Source organism: Pseudoalteromonas sp. JC28 (genome assembly GCF_013319255.1).
In the GTDB taxonomy this organism is placed as follows: Bacteria; Pseudomonadota; Gammaproteobacteria; order Enterobacterales; family Alteromonadaceae; genus Pseudoalteromonas.
The window spans coordinates 99,892-118,932 of record NZ_QOKX01000003.1 but is presented as its reverse complement, the minus strand read 5'-3'; the positions used below and the strand labels follow the sequence as shown (position 1 = coordinate 118,932).

General features: G+C 44.0%; 13 protein-coding genes. 5 read left to right on the top strand and 8 right to left on the bottom strand.

The features are described 5' to 3' along the window. Positions 1-251 precede the first annotated feature (251 nt). The 3 genes from DS891_RS08185 to DS891_RS08175 all read left to right on the top strand — a co-directional run bounded on the left by DS891_RS08185 (position 252) and on the right by DS891_RS08175 (position 6,026). On the top strand, positions 252-3,041 hold the full coding sequence (locus tag DS891_RS08185; protein ID WP_174169474.1) for a TonB-dependent receptor: 2,790 nt from the start codon (positions 252-254) through the stop codon (positions 3,039-3,041). Between the two features lie 173 nt (positions 3,042-3,214). Continuing rightward, positions 3,215-4,474, top strand: coding sequence for a metallophosphoesterase (locus DS891_RS08180; protein WP_174169473.1), 1,260 nt, complete (start codon positions 3,215-3,217; stop codon positions 4,472-4,474). 139 nt (positions 4,475-4,613) lie between these two features. Beyond that, entirely contained in the window at positions 4,614-6,026 is a 1,413-nt protein-coding gene (locus DS891_RS08175; RefSeq protein ID WP_174169472.1) for a hypothetical protein, read from the top strand. A 76-nt stretch (positions 6,027-6,102) separates the two neighbouring features. Here DS891_RS08175 and DS891_RS08170 read toward each other — a convergent pair whose 3' ends face one another. The 8 genes from DS891_RS08170 to DS891_RS08140 all read right to left on the bottom strand — a co-directional run bounded on the left by DS891_RS08170 (position 6,103) and on the right by DS891_RS08140 (position 15,552). Beyond that, on the bottom strand, positions 6,103-6,705 hold the full coding sequence (locus DS891_RS08170; protein WP_010603650.1) for a hypothetical protein: 603 nt from the start codon (positions 6,703-6,705) through the stop codon (positions 6,103-6,105). 33 nt (positions 6,706-6,738) lie between these two features. Next, positions 6,739-7,704 (bottom strand): hypothetical protein, encoded by a 966-nt coding sequence (locus tag DS891_RS08165; protein ID WP_174169471.1) that lies wholly within the window; start codon positions 7,702-7,704, stop codon positions 6,739-6,741. A gap of 10 nt (positions 7,705-7,714) precedes the next feature. Further along, the gene (locus DS891_RS08160; protein ID WP_174169470.1) at positions 7,715-8,683 is read right to left on the bottom strand and encodes a hypothetical protein; all 969 of its coding nucleotides are present in this window, start codon (positions 8,681-8,683) and stop codon (positions 7,715-7,717) included. A gap of 10 nt (positions 8,684-8,693) precedes the next feature. Beyond that, positions 8,694-9,668 (bottom strand): hypothetical protein, encoded by a 975-nt coding sequence (locus DS891_RS08155; protein WP_174169469.1) that lies wholly within the window; start codon positions 9,666-9,668, stop codon positions 8,694-8,696. Between the two features lie 10 nt (positions 9,669-9,678). Further along, positions 9,679-10,626, bottom strand: a complete 948-nt coding sequence (locus DS891_RS08150) for a hypothetical protein (protein WP_174169468.1) — start codon at positions 10,624-10,626, stop codon at positions 9,679-9,681. Between the two features lie 11 nt (positions 10,627-10,637). Continuing rightward, on the bottom strand, positions 10,638-12,242 hold the full coding sequence (locus DS891_RS24515; RefSeq protein ID WP_254605769.1) for a hypothetical protein: 1,605 nt from the start codon (positions 12,240-12,242) through the stop codon (positions 10,638-10,640). Between the two features lie 65 nt (positions 12,243-12,307). Next, positions 12,308-14,530, bottom strand: a complete 2,223-nt coding sequence (locus DS891_RS24510; RefSeq protein WP_254605767.1) for a hypothetical protein — start codon at positions 14,528-14,530, stop codon at positions 12,308-12,310. Next, positions 14,527-15,552, bottom strand: a complete 1,026-nt coding sequence (locus tag DS891_RS08140) for a DUF4150 domain-containing protein (protein ID WP_174169467.1) — start codon at positions 15,550-15,552, stop codon at positions 14,527-14,529. Before DS891_RS08140 ends, DS891_RS24510 begins: the two co-directional genes overlap by 4 nt. 529 nt (positions 15,553-16,081) lie before the next feature. Here DS891_RS08140 and DS891_RS08135 point away from each other — a divergent pair. Together DS891_RS08135 and cueR are read left to right on the top strand one after the other, a co-directional pair. After that, on the top strand, positions 16,082-18,460 hold the full coding sequence (locus DS891_RS08135; RefSeq protein WP_174169466.1) for a heavy metal translocating P-type ATPase: 2,379 nt from the start codon (positions 16,082-16,084) through the stop codon (positions 18,458-18,460). A 5-nt stretch (positions 18,461-18,465) separates the two neighbouring features. Next, complete coding sequence (cueR, locus tag DS891_RS08130) at positions 18,466-18,876, top strand: Cu(I)-responsive transcriptional regulator (protein ID WP_174169465.1); 411 nt, start codon at positions 18,466-18,468, stop codon at positions 18,874-18,876. Positions 18,877-19,041: the final 165 nt, after the last annotated feature.

Here is a 19,041-nt window from a genome sequence, read left to right as displayed (position 1 = left end):
AAACCGCAATACTTTTGCATAACAGCAGCTAGCAAACCGATTGTTATTCAGAGTTCAGGTTAAATATCGTTGCCAAAATTCTAAGGGCTGGGGGGTCATATCGGCTCAAATTTACGCGTTCGGCTGGCATAAACGCCCTGTTATAGGCTGCAGCGCACTCAAGTGAAATAAAAGCGTCACGTTTTCGCACTAGGGTAGCCGCGACGTTTTAGCGGGGCGCTAAAATTCTACTCAACCTGTGCGAGCAAATAATGAAAAAAAATCTACCGACTAGCTTTACACTTTCTGCCGTTGCGATGATCTGCGCTGGACTGACGTTAAGCTCAGCTGCAAATGCTAACACCCTAACAGGGCAAGTCAGTTCCGTATCGAAAAAGAGCCACTTTCAAGGGGCTAAAGTGGTGATCAAAGAATTAGATAGAACCCTTATCTCTGAGCGAGATGGTCGCTTTACCGCAACGAATGTCCCAGCGGGTAATTATACGCTTGAGATAAGTTATCTTGGCGCTGAAACCGTGACTAAAAGCATCACAATTACTGATAACCAAGTCACCGATGTTCAAGTACAGCTTGGTTCTCAAACGGGCCAAATGGACGATATTATTGTTGTTGGGCAAAGAGCCGGACAAGCAGGTGCACTAAACCGACAAAAAAATGCCCTGTCACTTAAGTCGATCGTCAGCGCGGATTCCATCGGTCAGTTGCCGGATCAAAACGCAGCAGAAGCACTGCAACGTCTGCCTGGACTTTCTATTCAACGAGATCAAGGTGAAGGCCGTTTTGTGGCAATTCGTGGGATCGACCCAAATCTCAACAACGTGACCATCAATGGTGCCAACGTGCCTTCTCCTGAAGCGGGCGTGCGCTCGGTGGCGATGGATGTCATCCCAAGTGAATTAGTGCAAAGCCTAGAGGTGAGCAAAACGGTCACACCAGATATGGACGCATCAGCGGTGGGTGGTAGCATCGAAGTAAAAAGCCTCAGTGCTTTTGACCGAGAAGGGCAGAGCTACAGCGTGACGTTACAAGCGTCACACAATGAACAGGTGAGCGAGACCAGCCCAAAAGCGTCGTTTAGCTTCACCGATATTTATGCCGCAGGCAAAGAGGTGGAAGTTGGGGTTGCAACGGCGGTATCTTGGTTTGAGCGTGAGTTTGGTTCTCATAATATGGAAACCGATGGCGGCTGGATGGAACTAGAAATGGACGATGTGAACTCAGAAGAAGAAGTGAGCTTTTTTGGTGCTGAGGAAATGGAGCAGCGCCACTATCGTATTACGCGAGAGCGTTTAGGGGCGGCACTGAATCTTGATGTGCATCACAAAGGGTTTAACAAATACTACTTACGCACGCTCTACAGCAAGTTTTCTGACGATGAATTTCGTCAACGCAATGAGTACAAGTTTGACAAAGGCGATGTATTTGCCGATGAGCTAAGCCAAAATGCGGCCTATTTCTCAGGTGCAGAAATGGATAGAGATACCAAAGACAGATATGAAGAGCAAAGCATTTTATCTGTGGTTTTGGGCGGCGAAAACTTAGTGCAGGATTGGTTTATTGAATACAGCATTGGCTACTCGAAATCAGATGAAAGCGAGCCAAATCGCTTGGATACTTCATTTGCTGGAGAAGATTTTGCGTTAGGGTATGTACTGGATGGTAAGACACCCACGCTTGCAGCGGATGAAGCTTCTCAGCAGCTTAGCAATTTTGAAATCGATGAAATTGTCTGGGAGAACAACCTAAGTGAAGATGAAAATACCAGCTTTAGGCTGGACTTAACTAAAGACTTCACTTTACTTGGTCACAATGCGCAAATTAAATTTGGTGGTAAATATGCCGACCGTGAAAAGTTTAACCGCGTTGACGCCAAACTATATGACGGCGGCTTTGATGACCTAACGGCGAAAGACTTTGCCGCCAATGAACCTGAGTATGAGCTTGGGGCCTTTGGTCCGGGTTTAAATCGCGGCCAGATCCGCGACTACTTCTACAGTAATCGCAGTGCCCTTGAGCTAAACCAGCTTGAAACTGACATTGAAACACAAGGTCGTTCATACACCAGTGAAGAAACTGTCACCGCGCTCTACGCCATGCTGACGGTCGACATTGATAAACTCAATGTTATTGCAGGCTTTAGATACGAAGACACAGATTATGCAACGAGTGGTAATCGTGTTGAACTCATTAATGATGAAGTGAATGACGTTGAGCGCGTCGAGATCAACCAATGGCAAGTTGAAGATAGCTACGACCATTTATTACCAAATTTAACATTACGCTATGAAATCAGCGATAAGCTGATCACCCGTTTTGCCTATACACAAACTCTTGCGCGTCCAAGCTTTGAAGATGCAGCAGCATTTCAAATCATAGAAACAGAGACCACAGAAGATGATGGCGAAATTGAAATTGAGCGTAAAGCCGAAGTCGGAAACCCAGACTTAGACCCATACAAGTCAACAAACTATGACTTCTCGGTAGAATATTACCCCGGTGCGATTGGCGTGTTATCTGCGGGCGTTTTTCACAAAAACATCGATAATTTTATTGCCAAAGCCGAGGTGCAAGATAACGGTCAGTGGCAAGGCTATAAAGAAGTTATTCAAAGTGTTAATGGCGGCGCCGCTGAACTAACAGGGGTAGAACTTGCGTACACGAAGAACTTTAAAAATGGTTTGATGCTCTCAGCTAATGGTACATTTATTGATGCTGATGACAATCTACCAAACCAATCCGACACCGTGGGCAACCTAATGTTTGGTTATGAAAATAGCCAAATAAGCGCAAGGTTGAGTGCGTCGTACAAGAGCAAAAGCTTTTTGTTTGAAGAGAACAAGCAGCGCGTTTTCCAAGACGACCATCTGCAACTCGATTTAAGCATGAAGTACTTTTATACCGAGCAAACTCAGCTGTATTTCAACGCGATCAATTTAACCGACGAGCCGATGAGTATTTATCAAGGCGACACTCGTTACAACTACCAATACGAAACCTATGGGCGTTCATTTGAGCTTGGAGTAACGGTAACGTCTTTCTAAGAGAGAAGTAGAGGTGGGTGTCCTTGTAAAAGCAAAAAGATGTATTGAAAGGAAGGATGTATTAAAAGGACACCCACCGTATCGAGCTAGGGTCTTAGGTATAGGATGTATTAAAAGGACATCCACCTTATTTATATGCAGGAGGATGCAGTGGTAACACTGTGTCGGTAACAATGAAAATAACATCAATAGCATTACTATTCGCGCTTAGTAGCACAGCGCAAGCCGCAGAAAATATTAACTTTCTGGCCTTTGGTGATGGCGGCTATCACCCAGATTATCCAAAAACGAAGCACATTAAATCGCCTAAAAATAAGGCCGAGTTTATTGCTGCTGAAAAGGCGGATTGGTTAGAAGAGCATCGCCCGCTCGAAGAGTTTAATCATGCGCCTATCTATGTTTATCCGGGAACCGAAACCGCAACGGAGGAAACCGGTGCGTTGGTGGTTGGACAGGCAATGGCCTCTTTGTGTGAGAAAAAGCCATGCGACTTTGCTATTCAGCTTGGTGATAATATCTATCCTGATGGAGCGGCGGCTAACGATGGCAAGGACGACCAAAAGCGTATGGATGACTTGATTTTAGGGCCGCTAAAGCCGCTCCTTATTCAAAACCCAGAGTTGGTCGTGTACTCAGCATTAGGCAACCACGATTGGAAGACGTCTCGTCGCGGCGTGAAATTACAGACCGAGTGGATGGCTAAGCAAGCTAATTTTCACATGGATGGCAAAGGTTATTACAGCTACACCTTTGGTGAGACAGGCAATAATGTCGAGTTTTTTGTACTTGATACCAATATGTTGCTCTCTGGCCAGCATTATTACGAAATTCCACTAAAACCGGACGGTAGTGAACAGGGACTGGCGAGTGCACTGGCAAGCGGACAAGCTGAAGTAGAAGACATTGAGAAGCACGAGCAACCTGTAAATGGGGAAGATCACAGGCAATTGGCCTGGCTTGCAAATGGGCTTAAAAACTCAACCGCAAAATGGAAAATTGTATATGGACACCATGTACTTTGGTCTATTGGTGGCACCAAATATGACGAAGCTCATGTATTACGCCGCTTAATCTTACCCGAACTATGTGAGTACGCAGATGCATATATTGCAGGCCATGAGCATGATTTGGAGCTGTTAACGGACGACTGCTCGCGTGTACTTCCCGGAAACACAAAGCCTAAGTTACCACTTATTATCAGCGGCGCCGCATCAAAAATGCGTGGCACGCATACACCGCTTGCTAACTATCAAGAAAAGCGTTACCCAGAGTACGAGCTAGTCTGGAATAAAGCTTTTACTTGGGGCTTTGCGCATATCGAATTAGACAACCAAAAAGACATGTTAAATGTGTCGTTTTACTCAACGCCAAACGATTTAAGCGGTCAGCTGGTGCCAGAGCAAAGCTTTAGCTTCGCTCACCGCAGTAAGTAACGGATCAGCAGGCGATAAACATGCGGTTTTAAGCATTAAAAAAGGGTGAAATACAGATTAAATGTAATGCTGTGTAATTGATAACTTCCGTTTTGATGAACTAGATTTAACAGGAGTTTTACATCTTAAGGAAAGCATCATGCTACCGTCATCAATTACACGCACTAAACTTCAACTACTTGGAATATCATTATTGCTTGCTACAAGTACATTGGCTGCGCCAAGTGCGCTTGCTTACTCGAATGATACTTCTTGTAAACCGAATAACGATTGGTTTGGCAGCCCTGTGCCAAATCCTCCTGAAGGTGCAAATAGTCCGTTTGCATTTAAAGATGGTAAAGATCTTTCGACAAACTGCGATTTTCATCAGTGGTCGTGGAATAAGTTTCTCTATTTAACGCAGCCTGACAAGCGTGCTCCTGGTGGCTTGTTGATGTTTGGTTCTGGGTTTTGGCAGGTTGATAATGCGCTAAAACCTTATTTTGCCCCTTGGAATGATTTATTAAATCCAACCGGACTTCGCCCCGCAAATGTGTTGATCCTTGAAGATATAAATCAAGCTGGATCAGATGGCGTTATTTACAGCAAGTTTGGTGGGACGCCCGTACATTATTCGATCCACGTTAACGATACTTATATGAAGTCAGCAACCTCCCACCCTAAAGCAGATAGCAAAGCTGAATTTGCTGTGGGGTCGGTTGAGTTAAAGGTTGCTTGGATGGATGTCAAAGCGCTGCAGCAAGTCTATCCAAAGCTTGATTTAGCTGAGCATTTTTATATTCGTAAAGCGGTTTACCAAAAAGACAATAAATATAGCGGTACGGGAGAAGTAGCGCTCGTTGGCATGCATGTTGTCGGTGTGGTTGAAAATCACCCAGAGTTTATTTGGGCGACGTTCGAGCATAAATTGAGTGCACCAGATTACTATAGCTCTGAGGGAAAGTTTAAGAAAAGCACGGCTTACTTACAGCAAGATAAAGTAGTGAGTAACAGTCATGATCTGCTATTTTATCGGGGCGGAACAGAAGTGCAAAATGCACATTTAACGTATCCAGCTTCTGAAACTACGACCAACACGTTTCGGTTATATCAATACGGCGTGCCAAACGGCAATCCATATATAGCGGGTAATAACCCTGAGCTGGTGGGGAGTCAGACACAACAAGCTCAAGATGAAACTAACTTCAATAATATTACTGAACTAAATAGCTTAGTGAATGTAAAACTGGAACAAAAGAATCCCGTTTGGAGTAACTACTTTTACGCCGGATCAATCTGGCTGAGCACGCAAGATTACGATTTTGCAAATGGCATTAGTGGCGATATTGTGGGTAAGGGAGCCAACGAGGCGTTACGCGGCTCATTGGCGGTTGCCAATATCACTATGGAAACTTATACCCAAACTTCCATCGATAGTGATGTAACAGGCAGTGAGCCACAAATTAAGTCGTCTAACTGCTTTAGTTGCCATGGTATAAGTGCAGGTAAATCAACGATGCAAGTAAGCCATATTTACAACAACTATTTAAAGTTAATGCAAAAGAGTCAGTAAATCAGGTTTCCTGAATGCGCTCAGGCTCATAATAGTAAGCCACCGATTTTTGCGGTGGCTTACTATTTCAAGGAGTTTAATCAATTTGCTTTATGGGTTGCTTTATCTTATGCATTAGAAAGAACAAAAGTCCTATAAAAACGATATTGATGAAAGCCATGATAAGGGCTACTTGATCCTCTGAGTGCCCGCGAAAGTCAGACAGCAAATCAGCAAAGATAAACAGGCTATAAAACGTACCTGCTACATTTAAGCCCCATCCTACAAAACGGGATGTCTTTACAAGCTGAGTGTAATCGCTAAGCTTTGCCATAATAAAGTGATACCCATACATCACACCAACGGCTGCCATCATTAAGCCGACTGCTGCATTGTCGCCTCGTTTATTTAAATAATATGCATCGAAACATAAAGCACCAACTGCAAAGATGCCTATCAAAATAACAATGGCTTTAATCAAAAATTCAGCGACTGGGTTGGGCTCTCGCTTTGTTGAAACTTGAGATCTTGTCATCGTAACTTGCTGACCATTCCGTATTACTTGTTGCGGCTGTTGTTGATAAGCTTGACCATATTTGGGTTGTTGATTTTGCACACTCACATCACTGATTGCACGAGTGGGCGTTCCTTCATCTAGAATATGCTCAACGCATTTCTTAATTAACTTATTTATTGTCACAAAAACTCCTTGTCATAGAGATTAATTCGAGTATTACCAAAACTCTTTATCTAGTGGGCGGTTATTTTTTAGGTCATAAAAGGGGGCTTGTTTTACTAAATCTTCGCCTAATATTTGAATATGGTCTTGGTGGTCAAGATAGGGGCTTTCTATCGTTTCTTGCCAACCTTTATAAAACGAACTTGGTATGGGCTGAGTGGTATCCATAAAACGGTGGATTTCACTCCACAACTGCACGCTGCTGTCCATATCCTTTGGCTCCCAATCGGTTGAATAAAGTGTCTGGCGCTTAAGTGTTTTTGGGTATCGCAGTGGGGCTAAAAACGCCAAGTTATGCCTCACACCTTTACCCGAGGAGACCTTTACAATATACAGTTCAACTTCATCAAGTGTTAACGAGAAGCTCCCTTCGTTATTGCCAATGGGAAAAGTGACAAGGCCAGTATTTCGGAAGAAGTCTACCCGTAGTATCTCAGATGTATGGTGTTTAATTCTGTGAACTCGATAAAAAACGAAGCTTGCAAACGCCACTAACCCAATCATAAGGTAAAGAATATGAGGCTCAGACTCTTTCAGATATACGGGGAGACAAACAAGCGCAAATATTGAGGCCATATAAGCAAAAACGATATTCGCAAGTTTCCCTGCTCGCGCAAAGTCAGCTCCGCCTAATGCGATACGTAGGTTCGATGAGAGCACGTTATTATCTTGCAAGACAAAGTCTGCTTTACTATTTACAGCCACTTTTTGCATGCCTTTACTAATGTTAAAGTCTCGTGGTATCGAGTCCTCTATTTTTAGTAGCGGTGTTTTTTCTATTGGCCGATCATGCACTACCTTATCTACAGGCGCCGAGGGAGTTAACGTTTGCGTCTCCTTTTTACCCTCAGTTTCCATCACCATTTTTACTATTTTTTGCAGACCTAAAGCGAGCAAGGCCACCACTTTTTTCCAACTGCGGTTATGGGTAGGGCTGACTTCCTTGTGGTGTGCTTTCATTGTTTTATTGCTACCAAAACACTTTATCTAACGGACGGTTATTTTTTAGGTCATAAAAGGGGGCTTGTTTTATTAAATCTTCACCTAATATTTGAATATGGTCTTGGTGGTCAAGATAGGGGCTCTCTATCGTTTCTTGCCAACCCTTATAAAACGAACTTGGTATGGGCTGAGTGGTATCCATAAAACGGTGGATTTCACTCCACAGCTGCACGCTGCTATCCATGTCCTTTGGCTCCCAATCGGTGGAATAAAGCGTTTGGCGCTTAAGTGTTTTTGGGTATCGCAGTGGGGCTAAAAACGCCAAGTTATGCCTCACACCTTTCCCCGAGGAGACCTTTACAATATACAGTTCAACTTCATCAAGTGTTAACGAGAAGCTCCCTTCGTTATTGCCAATGGGAAAAGTGACAAGGCCAGTATTTCGGAAGAAGTCGACCCGTAGCACTTCAGAAGTATAGTGTTTAACACGGTAAACATAGACAAACAGGGGCAAAGCAAATGCTAGTAGTCCCGTGGTGAGCCATAAATACAAACTATCACCACTACCGAAATAAAAAATAATTGAAAGTAGCGCGATGATGGATGCCATATAGGCAAATACAATGTTTGCTAATTTACCAGTTCGTGAAAAATCGGCACCACCAAGCGCTACTCGCTTATTCGAAGAAAAGAGGTTATTTTGTTGGACTGGTTGAGTACGAGTAGATACCGCAGGACTCACTTTCAGCATCCCTTTACTAATGTTAAAGTCTCGTGGTGTCGAGTCCTCTATTTTTAGCAGCGGTGTTTCTTCTATTGGCCGATCATGCACTACCTTATCTACGGGTGCCGAAGGAGTTAACATTTGCGTCTCCTTTTTGCCCTCGGTTTCCATAACCTTACTTACAATTTTTTGAAGACCTAAAGCGAGCAAGGCCACCACTTTTTTCCAACTGCGGTTATGGGTAGGGCTGACTTCCTTGTGGTGTGCTTTCATTGCTTTATTGCTACCAAATCACTTTGTCTAACGGACGGTCGTTTTCTAAATCGTAAAAAGGGGCTTGTTTTACTAAATCTTCGCCTAATATGATTATTTTATCTTGCTCCGTAAAGTCACTGCTTTCGATTACCTCTTGCCAGCCTTTGTAAAAGGATGCTGGTATAGGTTGTGTGTTATCCATAAAACGATGGATTTCACTCCACAGCTCCATGCTATCTTCTAAGTCTCTTGGCTCCCAGTCGACAGGGTACATAGGTTGATGGCGAAGATGTTTGGGGTAGCGCTTTGGTACCAAATAGGCCATGTTAAACTGCACCCCTCGACCTGCAGAAACTTTACCGATATACAAATCAACCTCATCTAACGCTAACGAAAAGGTGCTAACATTGTTACCAACGGGAAAGGTAACAAGGCCACTATGGCGAAAGAAATCAACACGGAGTACTTCGGCTGAAGTGCGTTTTATATGAGAAGTACGAATGAATATAAGTGTAGCCAGTACGCTGAGCGTACCACCTAACCAGAGAAATCTTGGATCAGGATTATGAAAATAACTCCAATAGCAGATCGCCACAACTAATATTGCCATATAAGCAAAAGCTGCATTCGAAAGCTTATCGATACGATCAAGGTCAACACTCATCAATTTAATATCTCTGCTGGAGGCCATTAGGTTATTTTGCGAAAGCATGAATCGACTGTTTAGCTGAGCTGGTACTCGCTCAAATCCCCCCTTTACTTTTTTACGTCTTGGTACAGAGTCTGCTATTGGTAGTAGAGGAGTCTCTTCCACCGGTCGACCAAAATCAATGGGTGGTAGATTGTCCTCTGTATGCTCTTTTATCTCTTGTGGTGTTTTGGGAGCTACCTCAGTTTCCATCACCTTACTTACTATTTTTTGCAGACCTAAAGCGAGTAAGGCCACCACTTTTTTCCAACTGCGGTTATGGGTAGGGCTGACTTCCTTGTGGTGTGCTTTCATTGTTTTATTGCTACCAAATCACTTTATCTAACGGACGGTCGTTTTCTAAATCGTAAAAAGGGGCTTGTTTTACTAAATCTTCGCCTAATATGATTATTTTATCTTGCTCCGTAAAGTCACTGCTTTCGATTACCTCTTGCCAGCCTTTGTAAAAGGATGCAGGTATAGGTTGTGTGTTATCCATAAAACGATGGATTTCACTCCACAGCTCCATGCTATCTTCTAAGTCTCTTGGCTCCCAGTCGACAGGGTATATAGGTTGATGGCGAAGGCGTTTGGGGTAGCGCTTTGGTACCAAATAGGCCATGTTAAACTGCACCCCTCTACCTGCAGAAACTTTACCGATGTACAAATCAACATCATCTAACGCTAACGAAAAGGTACTAACATTGTTACCAATGGGAAAGGTAACAAGGCCACTATGGCGAAAGAAATCAACACGGAGTACTTCAGCTGAAGTGCGTTTTACAAAGCCAACATGGATAAAAATAGGTATGGCGACCGTAAGCAAAACGGCTATCTTCCAAACAAAAAATTGATCGTGTGTAGCCAAATAAAAACACGCCGCAATCATTGCCCCTGCTAAAGCAATATACGCAAAAGCTGCATTTGAAAGCTTATCGATACGATCAAGGTCAACACTCATCAATTTTATATCTCTGCTGGAGGCCATTAGGTTATTTTGCGAAAGCAAGAATCGACTGTTTAGCTGAACTGGTACTCGCTTAAACCCCCCTTTTACTTTTTTACGTCTTGGTACTGAGTCTGCTATTGGTAGTAGTGGAGTTTCTTCCACCGGCCGACCAAAATCAATGGGTGATAAATTGTCCTCTGTATGTTCTTTTATCTCTTTAGGTGCTTTGGGAGCTACCTCGGTTTCCATTACCTTACTTACTATTTTTTTGAGTAAAATAGCAGATAGGGCTGTAAACGTTTTTAGATTTAATTTTTCTCTCATTATTTGGCCTTTTAGTTTAATAGCCTCTGTAGCAACCCTGCTGCACTTAAACCATAATCATCGATCTCTACCTCTACGGTTTGTTCACTCCATAGCCGTGCTTCTGAAATATTGCCATCTTGATCGTGCTCTGGAGCTGGTAGCCTAAACTCTTGACTCGAGTTTGGGCTAATGGTTTGCCCCTTACCAAGGGGGTATTTTGTACAGCGCATACGCAGTTTTAACTTTGTGCAGTTTAGCTTGTCAAAATAAGGGTACAGCGCGGTTTCGTCGAATTGTAACTGAAACCCGGTAAACTGAGGGCTAACGGTAATTTTGACATGTTCCCAGAAGTGATCGATTGCGGTGGAGGCTTGCCCCTTTGCCGCTGTACTTAGCAATGATTGCCATGGTTTATTGGAAGCTACGGGTTTAATATCGAACTCTAGGTCTAAATAACTCAGTTGAGATGCAGGAATATGCCCTGGAACCTGCATATTAAAGTTTACGATATGAAATTTACCACGTTTTGATATTTTATCAGCAACACGTGAAAAGGTGTTGAGCTGCATGACCTGAGATTCAGCCATAATAGATGGGGCAAATAGCGCGTCGTAAAGTGCATGCAGAGCATACTCTGGGTGAGTTTGCCAAGAATAGGTTGGGTTGTCTGCTAGTAGCTTTTTTTCACCACCTTCAAAGGCATTTTTACCCCAAGGACAGACGGTTAACCAGTTTTTGAGCGGATCTTTATAGATTAAATAGAGAATACCGTAGCCTATAAGCACTGCTATTAGACCATAGATACTCAACCTGCCAAATTGTAACATAACTGCAGCACGGGAATATTTGGCCAACACCATAGGCAGGCTATCTATGGCCATTCCCGCAAAACCCGCTGTCACAAGTAAGTTTCCTGTGGTTGCCCATGCATCGCCCCGTTTATAGGCATAGTAAGCATCAAAAGCAGATATGGTTGCACTGTATGCTGAGGCAAGTAAATTTAATCTACTCGTCCATTTCATTAATGATGCTTTGCTTGAAAAGTTTGAACCATACTTTTGTTGTGCGCTTCGACCACCAAAAACGCGCCTATAATGCTCAAAGGCAGCATATTGTCTTACAGTTGGCAGTCCTGAGCGCATCTGGGTTACTGAAGATAGTACTGTGTAATGAATGGCTGCTAAGTCAAAAGCCATGCCGAAAGAGTCAGCTAAAGCTCTGCTTTCTAACTCTAAGTTTGTTGCAACCTGCCTCACATTTGCAATTTCAAAGATATATAAAGCGCCTAATACACCCACCATCCCTCTTTTTAGCGACTGGCTGGATGCGGCCTCGGTAACAACTTTATTTTGCCATTTCTCTAGGTTTGCTGTGCGCTCTGCGAGATTTTTGATAGTGGTGTGTTGGGTTTCTAACTCGGTTGAATAGTGTTTTGTATTTTGTACTGTGTCATCATAAATTTGTTTTGCCCTTGCTGCTGAGGCTTCAGCAGACAAATCGGCACCAGTTGCTTTAACCAAATAGGCAATGACTTTCTCTTTACTTTCAATAAAGGTGGTTGTTTGTGCTCTATCTAACGATTGAATTAGAAGTTCAAGGCGTTTATTCAAGTTTAAAACATCTTCCAGAGACACCTTATGGCTGGCGCCTCCGTATTTTATATTGACGTTTCGCTTTCTGTTAGCTCGTATCACCTGGTTTAATTCTCGGCAGAAAGCTGGCGAGATTTGGGGTCAAGCGGCATGTAACCTTTAGGAAAGTTACCATTTATATAATCGGAGACCCTCATTTCGACTTCAACAAGGTGCCCAGGTGTTGAGATATCTACTAATCGCATCAGTGGCTGTAATACATCCGCTTTTGCATCAATCAATTTTGCAAAAGGGTATTTGTGCCAGGCATTATTGACCTTTACGAAGGTAGATACTTGTTTTTGAGCTCGTGTAACCGACGCTTTTGCTGCTGCAAACTTGGCCTCAAGTCGTCGTAATCTTGCTCTTTCAACTTGTATCTTTGCGTCTAATTCTGCAGCTTTGAGCTGATGCTCTTCAGGAGTCAAACGCGATAGTTCAGACTTTCGTTGTTCATACTCAGCTTCTTTTTTTGTCAGCTCATCAAGCGCTTCATCTCTTGCAAGTTCGGCCTCTTTCAGTGCTTTTTGAGTTTGTTCATACTGCTGTTGAGTCGCGTTTGTGGCTGCTTGAGTCGCGGATTTTTGTTGGCCTAACGTCCCTTCGTGACTCGAAAGTTTATGGGCGATATCGGGGATCTCAAATACGCTAACGGCTAAACCAAAAATCACCTGAGAAAGCCGCCTGCCTAATTGTTCTCCTTCATTCCAATCTATTAATTCCTCTTGTTTATGGATCTTTTCGATTTTTGCGCTCGCAAGCTTAAGCTCAAAGCGGTTAAAGTCACGCTTTTCGTATTCACTTAGCTTATTTCCCGTAGGTTTTGGAAATAAAAACTGCGCAATTTCTTTTCCTGGTTTGCTTGGGTGTTGATCTAGACATTGCAGAATAAAGTCTTGTCCTCGGTGGCCGCTACTTAGCGTGTGCCAAAACTCTTTGTCTCTATTAATTTGGGCTATTTGTGCTGCCGGATGGGGCTTCAAAACCAAAAATAAATCGGTGAGTAAGTCATAGGCTTCAAAAAACCTTAAGTCAGTTTGATGCGCATAATCCTTAAAGCACTCGGTAAATCCAGCGGCTAAGGATTCTTGATCGAGAAAGTTAATGAGTTCATCAGTGAGCTCCGCTATATTTTCTGCAAGTTCTCGAAATGTTTTTTCCTGCAAAAACTCAAAAAAGGCCTCTTCATCTAAGCATTCTGTTCGCCATTCTTTAAGTTTGTTGGCAAAGTCGATGGCGTCTTCATCCGATTCGACTAGTTTTTCACCAGATGACTGTATTTCTATGTCTTTATCTAAAACGGCATCTGTTTGCAGATAGAAAGTTTGCAGCATGTAAACTGCAAGCTCGTATTTATTACGTTGCTGATAGTCGATTTCACCTGTGTCGCTGTTTACACCAGAGAGGTGGTTCATAAGCGCTTCAATTTCAACCACCAAATTTTGAATTTTCACCACATACATTCGAGCCACATGGATCCCGTCAAAAATCGGCACTTGGGCGATTTTATCGCGTTCTGGAAGGTGCAGTTTTTGATGGAGTGTCGGGGTGTTAACTACTTTGCCTTGGTCGTTATAGCCTGTGGCAAATTGCCCTAAGTTATCCAGCTTAGTCATGCGCTGTGCTCTGAGCGCTGCAGCATCTTCTGGGGCGGGGCAATGTCTTTCTTCGTCAGCGAGTGGCGTGCCGGTATTTAAGCGCGGATCCTGTTCATTAAAACCGCCAAACAACAAGATCTGTTCCCACGACCACTGTACTTCAGACCATGCGATTTCTACGCTTACTTCGTTGCCATTTAGTTTATGCGGGACGAGAATGCTGCTGATTGGCTTACAGGTTGCTGCACGCGTGCCTTGCGGTCGTGAGTTTGGCTTATTGGCCGACTTTTTCCAACTTAAAAAACCTTTTTGCCAATACAAATTCACATCTGAGAATAGCGCCGGAGCGTCAAAGTCTTCAGGTTCGATAACTTGTAGTTCACGCCATAAATAGCCATCGACATAAATATAGATAAACCCGCTGGTTACCGGAGAGGCCGATTGTAGTTGCTGTTCTGGCGTGTCGTATAAAAATGGATAAATGTGCACCAGCTCAATGTCGGCATCGCTGCTTTGTTGGTCTACCGTGTTTGAAGTGTAAAGGGGGACCTTATAATAGCCTTCTTTCGTGCCATCAACCGAGGTGTCTTTGAGCATCAAAGAGACCACTTCTTTGTCGCTTGCATAGCCCTCAAAAACAAGTTCTCTAAAATTACCGTTAGCATTGGTTTTGGTTGGTAAAGTGTGGCTCATCCTATCTTCACCTCTTCATCGCTAGGTTTGCTACTACCCGACACTTTTATATTGATCTTATTCGTACCGTCTTGGCTTAATGGCTCTGCGCCGATTACTACATCAAGACCTGCAGGAGTGGCACCGCCGGGTTGGCTCAAAGGTGCGGGGGGCGTATTTTTATTATTAGATACCATTAAATCTCCCTGCCGAACCGCCGGTTTTCCCTCGATGTAAACATCAAAGCTGCCTTGCAGAAACTCCGCTTTTTTACCCAATGTTCGACTAGCGATACCTTTTTTATTACCGGGTTGGTCTCCCGTACTTTTTGAAAAGTTAGACTTGATATTGGCCGCACCGTTACCTTGAATTTTTACTGAGCTGGCAACGCTTGCGGCGTCTGATGAGCGGGCGATGTTGCCATAAGGAATAGGCACAACCACTTTGCCTATCTTAGTCAAACAAACGTCTACTGTGCTTAACACACCGCCGCTGCCACTATGTACAGCGGTTCTGCCGTTAATGAGAACATTGGTATTTGAAACGATAGACGCTTGTCTGGCTTCGGCTTCAAAGTCTCTGGCAACATCACTCTCAGTTCCTACTTGCCAACCCAGTTTAAGGGTTACCAAGTCTAAGAATGCTTGTGGGTCGCTAATTGGCAGATTAACATCCATTCCCGTTATTGGCTCAATATGCGGTAGAACAGCCGTTTGGTTTTGTTCATCCCATTGTGGCGGGTCGATGATGTAGTCAGGAATAAACGCATTGACCATTTGGCCTAAGGTAAAATCGCCGTATTTGGCTCTTTCGATTTCTTCTAAAAAGGCTTGCTCTCCCGCAGCACGGTCGGGGAATATTGCAATACGATAGGCCTGTCCCAGCGCTTGATTTCGCTTTGCACTAATATTTAATGGCAGTAGGGCTGGATTGTTGTGCCGCCAAGAAGCAGAACCTGAGGTTCGTAATTTGGCAGTTTGCGCGTCGACATTGTATTGCACGCTCTGGGCTTCGTTGCCTGCACCGGCGCCGATAAAGCTCATTGTGTTGTCCTTAAATTATTCCTTTAGTCGCAGTTGTATTGGTTTTATCTAATACAAACGGCGTAATTGTTCCGCATTGTCTGCGCTTTGTCAAAGTGTGAATTATTGTGAGTGTTTATTAACGTGAGCTGTATAAAATAAGTGAGAGTGGCAATGAAGGTGGAAGTGAGTGGATAAACCACCTTACTAATGCAAAGTGGTTTGGGTCGACTTGGATTGATAAGTTCTGGGAGTTAGGCAAAGCTTTCGTTGATATAGCCTGCGTCGCCAATAATAGCGATAACGTCGTCTTCTCCTTTGGTGTGTAAATTCGCCGTGTTATCCCTAAAACTTACTGGCTAGGTGAGAAAGAAGTCATTATTTCTCTTAAAGGCAATGAGTTCATCTATTTCTTATCTAAACCTCAGGTTATTTATCTATGAAAACTCTTTTTTCTTCTGTTAGATAAATGAACAATTTTGTTTGACCTTACCATAGGGGTAAGGGTTAGTGTCCAACAATGAGAATGAACGCGTTTGCGGAGATAGAAATGGACAAGGTAATAAAATTTAATGTATCAGGCATGACATGCGCCTCGTGCGTTGGCCGAGTTGAGAAAGCCTTAGAGAAAGTGTCTGGCGTTGTCAGTGCCAGTGTTAACTTAGCCTTGGAAGCGGTGTCTGTTGAGGGCAGTGCGGAAGTGTCGGCGTTGGTCAGTGCGGTAAAAGATGCAGGCTACAAGGTCAATACCAATGAAGTGCAATATCAAGTTAAAGGCATGACTTGCGCGTCTTGTGTGAGCCGAGTGGAAAAGGCGGCGCAAACATTACCGCAGGTAATTAAAGCCGAGGTCAATTTAGCGACTGAAAAGCTAACCTTAACTTTAGTGGCAGAGTTACCGTTCGCTGAAATCGAAGCCAAGCTTAACGACGCCGGTTACACTGTGGTACAGCCACAAGCAGACCCTGATGAGTCAAGCGAACAAGTGGCAGCAATTCCCTTTTATCGCGCTGATTGGTTCCCGGCAGTGGCGTCACTGACGCTCACCTTACCTATGGTGTTACCCATGTTTGCCATGTTGTTTAACCAAAACTGGATGCTCCCGGCGTGGATGCAATGGGCATTGGCCACGCCTGTTCAGTTTTATTTTGGTGCGCGTTTTTATCGTGCCGGATGGGGAGCAATAAAAGCGGGAACGGGGAATATGGATTTGCTGGTGGCCATCGGCACCAGTGCGGCGTATGGCCTGTCGCTGTATTTGTGGTGGACATTCAGCGGTGAGCATGGCGCTCCACATTTATACTTCGAAAGCAGCAGTGCCGTGTTGAGTTTGGTGCTGTTGGGCAAGTATCTTGAACACCGAGCCAAGCGACGTACAACCAGCGCCCTTAAAGCGCTTGAAAGCTTAAGGCCAACATCGGCTATGGTCTGGCGTGATAACAGTTGGCAAGAAGTCCCTGCTGGGGCAGTAAAAAGTGGCGAACGACTATTGATCAAACCTGGTGAGCGTATACCGGTTGACGGCGTTGTAGTTGAAGGTCACTCACAGGTAGATGAAGCGCTTATCAGCGGTGAAAGCGTGCCTGTTTATAAAGCACAAACAGATAAAGTTACTGGTGGTTCGGTGAATCTTGATGGCGTGCTTGAAGTGGATGCAACCAGTGTTGGCGCGGAATCAACTTTGGCAAAAATTATTCGTTTGGTAGAACAAGCACAAGGCGCGAAAGCACCAGTGCAAGCGTTGGTGGATAAAGTGAGTGCGATATTTGTACCAGCGGTATTGGTGATTGCAATCATTACATTTTTTGCATGGGGGCTAAGTACTGGAGATTGGCCAACAGGTATTCTGAATGCGGTGGCGGTTCTTGTTATTGCTTGCCCGTGTGCGCTTGGTTTAGCAACACCTGCCGCGATTATGGCAGGTACAGGCACTGCCGCGCGCTATGGGATCTTAGTAAAGGATGCCGGTGCACTGGAGCAAGCAACTGCCATCGATATGGTGATTTTTGATAAAACGGGCACGCTTACGATGGGCAAACCTGAGCTTAGCAATATGCACACTTTTACGTATCATCAAGACGATGTGTTACAGCTGGCGGCATCGTTACAGCAATACAGCGAACACCCGCTTGCCAAGGCGGTGGTCAATAAAGCACAAGAAAAGCAATTGTCATTACTTCCTGTAAGCGACTTTAAAGTGGTAGCAGGTAGAGGCGTTAAAGCACAATACCAAGATCAAACAGTCTATTTGGGGAGCGGCTTTTGGATGCAAGAGTTAGGCTTAACTTTGCCTGCGCTACCAGAAGAAATACCCGGCGCTTCTTTATCTTGGTTAGTGAGCCAAAATAGTGAACTGAGCTGCGAGTTTTTGGCGCTATTCTACTTTACTGACGAGCTTAAAGCTCATGCCTATACCGCGGTCAAACAGCTTAGGCAGCAAGGGATTAAAGTTGCAATGTTGACTGGAGACAGCCAAAGTAGTGCACAGTACAACGCTAAATTGCTAGAACTGGACGATTATAAAGCGCAAGTTCTGCCAGAGCACAAAGCTGAGTATATTGCTAATGCCCAACAGCAAGGTTACTGTGTGGCAATGGTCGGCGACGGGATCAATGATGCCCCTGCGCTGGCACAGGCTGATCTGGGTATCGCAATGGCAACCGGTACGGAAGTGGCGGTAAGCGCATCGGCAATGACGCTGATGCGTGGCGAGCCAAGCTTAGTGGCATCTGCTTTAGCGATGGCAAAATTAACCTATCGCAAAATCAAGCAAAATCTATTTTGGGCATTTATCTTTAATGTCATTGGCATTCCATTGGCAGCACTGGGTTACCTTAGCCCTATTTTTGCAGGTGCGGCGATGGCGACCAGTAGTTTACTAGTCATTAGCAATGCGTTGTTATTGCAACGTTGGCAACCAAAGGAGTAAACGTCATGGAAAAACTGATCACAATCGGCGAAGCCGCGCAGCGTACAGGACTCTCGGCAAAAATGATCCGCCATTACGAAGCGAGCGGGCTACTAAAGTGCAGCAAAAGAAGTGAAGCAGGCTACCGGCTGTACGATTCACAACAATTACAATTGCTAGGTGTGATAAAGCAAGCACGAAAACTGGGGTTTCCTATTGCGCAGATCCAATCTTTGCTCGATTTGTTACAAAACCCAGATCGTACTAGCCGTGAAGTCAAATCGATAGCGCAGCATCATTTGAATGAGATTGAGCATAAAATCAATGAACTTCAGCAAATGCGTGAGACTTTGAAACAACTGTCGGACAACTGTAATGGTGACGAAAATGCAAACTGTCCAATTTTAGATGGGCTTTGCCAAAATAGCCTAAAGTAGCCGAAGGTTAGAATAAGCAAACGTTAAATAGCCAGTCTTCATCATTGAAGACTGGCTATTTTTGTAGTTGCTGTAATGTCTCTGTAATCTGTTGTAACTCGGTGTAATAGATAAAATCACCACCCTTAAATATGCTTTTAAAGTAATAGCTTAAAGGAGCATATT